This is a genomic window from Candidatus Zixiibacteriota bacterium (assembly GCA_022865345.1).
In the GTDB taxonomy this organism is placed as follows: domain Bacteria; phylum Zixibacteria; class MSB-5A5; order MSB-5A5; family RBG-16-43-9; genus RBG-16-43-9.
In genome coordinates this window covers 1-4,553 of record JALHSU010000011.1, presented here as the reverse complement: position 1 = coordinate 4,553, position 4,553 = coordinate 1, and the positions used below count along the sequence as shown (strand labels likewise).

Sequence of the window (4,553 nt, the reverse complement as noted above, 5' to 3'; positions counted from 1 at the left end):
ATGAACTTTGATTCTATCAAAAGACTTCCCTTTTTCTTCATAAATCAAACCCAAAAATATCTATTTGTGGAGCTGCCGCTGGGAGAATTCCCGCCCTTTGCCGAAGGGATTCTCTTCTCTCTGTTGATAGAAGGCTTATCTCCGATTCTGGCTCATCCGGAAAGAAGCCTGAGCAAAGAGGGTGATTTCGAAAGAATAGAGAAGTTAAAAGACTCGGGAATTCTGATCCAGTTAAACGCTGGTTCGCTCTTAGGAGATTTTGGCAAAAAGATTCAAAGGGGAGCCAGAAGGTTACTGGAAGAAGACCTGGTCGATTTTATATCCAGCGATGCTCACGATTTGAATAGACGACCAATAACCGTAATGGCAGAAGCTTTTAAAATGGTCAAAAATGATCTGGGAGACGAAAAAGGATTAGAACTCTTTGAGAAAAACCCTCAAAAAATCCTTCAGGCTGATAATATCGAAACCAAAATTGAAATTAAACGCTTTTAAAAAAGGAGTGTTAAAGATGAAAAAAGTAAACCAGATAATCAGTCTTTGTTTAATAGTTTACCTGACCTTTTTTCAGATATCCAATTTAGTCTGGGCTCAGGAGGAAAAGAATGCTGAGACACAAAGGAGTACAAGCTTAGATTATTATCTTGCCCCGGGTGCAGATAACCAGCTTTTGATCAAAGTTAATGTTTGGGGAGAGGTTTTAAAACCCGGGATAGTGGAGGTTCCTGATAATACCAACCTTCTCTCTCTTATCTCTATGGCTGGTGGACCTACGGAGAACGCCAAGCTTAGCAAGGTCAAGATCGTGCGCAATTTCTCCGAGAGTAAAATCTTCACGGTCAATGTCAAGGATTGTGTCCGGGATGGGAAAGCCGAACAGATACCCTTGATCAAACCAGGTGATACGGTTATAGTCCCGCGCAATAGCTTTCACTCGTTTTCAAAATATGTAACTTTTGTTTATAACCTGGCGGTTATAGCCAGCGTGATTAAACTCTTCACTCAATAAAGGGGGGTCAAAAAATTGGAAGAGCAAAATAGCATATCGCGCGTTCAGAAGGAAGTATCCTTTCAGGACTACCTGATTATCCTGAAGAGAAGAAGATGGATTGTCCTCTCCGCTTTTTTAATAATCCTGCTCTCGTCCGGGATCTTCTCCTTCACTACCCAGCCGATCTATGAATCCTCTACCACTTTGATGATCGAAGAAGACGGGGGGATGAAAAAAGAGATCTTCGAGATCTCTTCCTATATGAAGCAGGAGACCATGATCAAAAACCAGGTGGAGATAATCAAGAGCCGAACCTTGGCTGAATCGGTTCTTCAGGCACTCTTATCCTCCCCCTTTAAAAAAGTCTGGGAGGAAGTAGTTCTAAGGAAAGGAGCAGAAAAGGTCAATACCAACGATATGGTTCTGACCCTGCAGCAAAACACCAAGGTGGTTCCCTTAAAGGAGACCGACATAGTGCAGGTTAAAGTAACTGCCCCGAATCCGGATTTAGCTGCATTCTTAACCAACACCATCGCTCAGGAATATTATAAACAGAGCCTGCAGATAAGCCGGGGAGAGATAACCGAGGTTCGTCTATTCTTAGAGGATCAACTTTCCAATACCCAAAAGGAGTTGCAGCAGGCTGAAGAGGCTTTGAGGATTTATAAGGAAAGAGAAAAGGTCGCAGCACTGCCTGAGGAGACCGAGGAACTGGTTAAGCAATTAGCCAGTTTTGAATCCTTATATAACGAAGCCAAGACTGACTTAGAATCAAATCAAAAAAGACTCTCCTATATGCGAAATCAGCTTACTGAGAGAAAAGGCCGTCTGGTGGAGGATATATCCCAGATCTCCAGTCCTCTGATTATTCAACTGCGCAAGGAGATGGCAAATTTAGAAGGGATAAAAGCAGGGTATATCGCCCAGGGCTTCCCAGAGGACCATCCCAAGATGGAAGAGATAACTAACCGGATAAAAGATATAAAGCAGAAGCTGGTAAAGGAGACCTCGGAGCTTGTTTCCAGAGAGATGGCTTCCTCAGACCCTTTGGGTTATTCTCAGGAGTTAGTGGACAAGATTCTGATCCTGGAGATAGAGATTCAATCCTTAGGCGCCAAAACCGAGGCACTGAAAAATATAGTTGACACCTACTCTAACAATCTTAACACCCTGCCGGAGAAAAGCCTGAAATTAGCCCGGTTAGAGCGAAATGCCAAAGTGGGTGAAAATATCTTCTTGATGTTAAAGGAAAAATATGAAGAGTCACGGATAAAAGAGGCAGGCCAAATAGGTAATGTGAGGATAATAGATAAAGCCTTACCCCCGGAAGACCCCATAAAGCCCAAGAAAAAGATCAACCTACTCTTAGGTGCGCTGTTGGGTTTAGGCTTAGGGTTAGGGATGGCGTTTTTTGTGGAGAGACTGGATAATTCCCTTAAGAGCATCGAGGATGTAGAGGCGACTGGACTTTCTATTTTAGGTTCAATTCCTCTGATAAAAAGCAGTAAAGATAAAAAATCAAAGAAAGAAGAAGAAAAATCCGAGGAGTATCAGATTAAACGGATAACCTCCAACTTAGTGACCCATTTTGAACCGAAGTCTCCTATATCTGAGGCTTATCGTACTTTCAGGACCAATCTACAGTTCGCCAGGCTGGATGCACCTTTGAAGACGATTCTGGTAACAAGCTCAGGGCCTTCTGAGGGTAAGTCAACCACTGTGGCTAACTTAGCCATAACTATGGCTCAGATGGGAACCAATACTATTCTGATCGATTCAGATTTAAGGAGGCCTGTCCTGCACTCGATTTTCAATCTGCAGAGAGCTCCGGGCCTGACCAACTACTTGGCTGGCAATGTTCCCTGGAAAGAGATTGTCCAGAAAACCCCCATAGAGAACTTGAGCCTTTTGACCTGCGGGGTTTTGCCTCCTAATCCTTCAGAGCTTTTAGGCTCAAAGAAGATGAGAATGTTACTGGAGGAGTTGAAAGAAAAATATGATATGATCCTGTTTGATTCTCCCCCGGTAATAGCGGTAACCGATGCGGCTGTGTTGTCAACCCTATTAGATGGCGTAGTTCTGGTTTCCTCCTCTGGCTCGACTTCAAGAGAAGCCTTGCAAAGAGCCATTACTCTTCTGGAAAATGTCAAAAGCAGGCTTATCGGAGGAGTGCTGAACAAGATCAAGGTGGAATCTGTTTACGGCTCTTATCATTATTATTATTACTACCATTACTATGGAGGAACCAAACAGAAGAGGAAGAAGAAGTCAGACGAACTGGTCAAAACCACATGACTCAGATGAAAAGGAACCAAGCATGAAAATCGGCATTCTGGGCGGAGGCCTTACCGGCCTAACCATCGCCTCCCAGTTGAAAAATGAATTTGAGGTCCTGGAGAAAAACTCTGATTGCGGCGGTCTGTGCAGGAGTCTGAAAGAAAATGGTTTCACTTTCGATTATGGCGGTGCTCATATAATCTATTCTCAAAACAAAAGCTCAGTCGACTTTATGCTGAACGTGCTTGAGGGAAATTATAATCAGGGAAGAAGAAATAACAAGATTTATTATAAGGGGCATTTTGTAAAATATCCTTTTGAGAATGGGCTTTCCGATCTGCCTAAGGAGGATAATTTTGAATGTTTATATCATTATTTGAAAAATGATTGCCCTTCTCCTTCTAACTTCAAAGAGTGGATCTACTATACTTTTGGCAAAGGGATAGCAGAAAAATACCTTTTGCCCTATAATCGAAAAGTCTGGAATACTAAGCCTGAGGAAATGAGCCTGCACTGGGTAGAAGGGAGAGTTCCAAAACCTCCTTTGGAGGATGTGATAAAATCTGCGATTGGAATTCCAACTGAGGGGTATACCCATCAGTTGAACTTCTTTTATCCAAGAGAAGGTGGGATTCAGGCTTTGATTCAGGGGATAGAAAAGCAAGTCGAGGAAAGAATAGTCAAGAATTTTGCTGTAAAAAAAATATTTAAAGAAAAAGATGGATGGTGCATTTCAGATGGAGAAGATCAGAGGAAGTATGACCTGGTGATTTCAACTATCCCGGTGTTTGACCTTTTGAAAGCATTAGAAGATGTTCCCCAAGAGGTCAAGAGTGCCTCTTCCAAACTCCAATACAACTCGCTGATTGCGGTACTTCTGGGATTAGAAGGGAACAGTCTTCCACCTTATACTGCAGTTTATTTCCCGGATGAGGACTTGAAATTTAACCGGGTTGGTTTTCCTCATATCTTCAGCCCCAATAATGTCCCTGAAGGATATAGCTCTCTGGTAGTTGAGATCACTGCTAAGGAAAATGATTCCACCTGGAGACTTTCAGATGAAGAGCTTTTGAGACACTCGACTCAGGGTCTTGCCGGATGTGGACTTTTAGACCCAAAGAAGGTCTGTTTCAAAAAAGTGGTCAGGTCAAAATATGCTTACGTGATCTATGACAAAGATTATCTGAAGAACATAGGAATTGTAAAAAATTACATAGAAAAACTCGGAATAGTTCTCTGCGGCAGGTTTGCTGAATTTGAGTACCTCAATATGGATGCCTGTATT

Annotated in this window: 4 protein-coding genes; all 4 read left to right on the top strand. The window is 42.5% G+C overall.

Annotated elements, in window-relative coordinates; translation table 11 throughout:
• On the top strand, positions 1-495 hold a 495-nt coding region (locus MUP17_00500; GenBank protein ID MCJ7457459.1), incomplete at its 5' end, for a hypothetical protein.
• A 16-nt stretch (positions 496-511) separates the two neighbouring features.
• Positions 512-1,009: an SLBB domain-containing protein gene (locus tag MUP17_00495; protein ID MCJ7457458.1), complete on the top strand. Its 498-nt coding sequence runs from the start codon at positions 512-514 to the stop codon at positions 1,007-1,009.
• Between the two features lie 15 nt (positions 1,010-1,024).
• A complete protein-coding gene (locus tag MUP17_00490) occupies positions 1,025-3,286 on the top strand; it encodes a polysaccharide biosynthesis tyrosine autokinase (GenBank protein MCJ7457457.1) in 2,262 nt (753 codons plus the stop codon).
• Between the two features lie 22 nt (positions 3,287-3,308).
• The coding region (locus tag MUP17_00485; protein MCJ7457456.1) for an FAD-dependent oxidoreductase at positions 3,309-4,553 on the top strand (1,245 nt) is incomplete at its 3' end.

What these genes read in the sequence shown, in the direction of transcription:
- MUP17_00495 (MCJ7457458.1), top strand. Translation starts at nt 512, where the DNA reads ATGAAAAAAGTAAACCAGATAATCAGTCTTTGTTTAATAGTTTACCTG.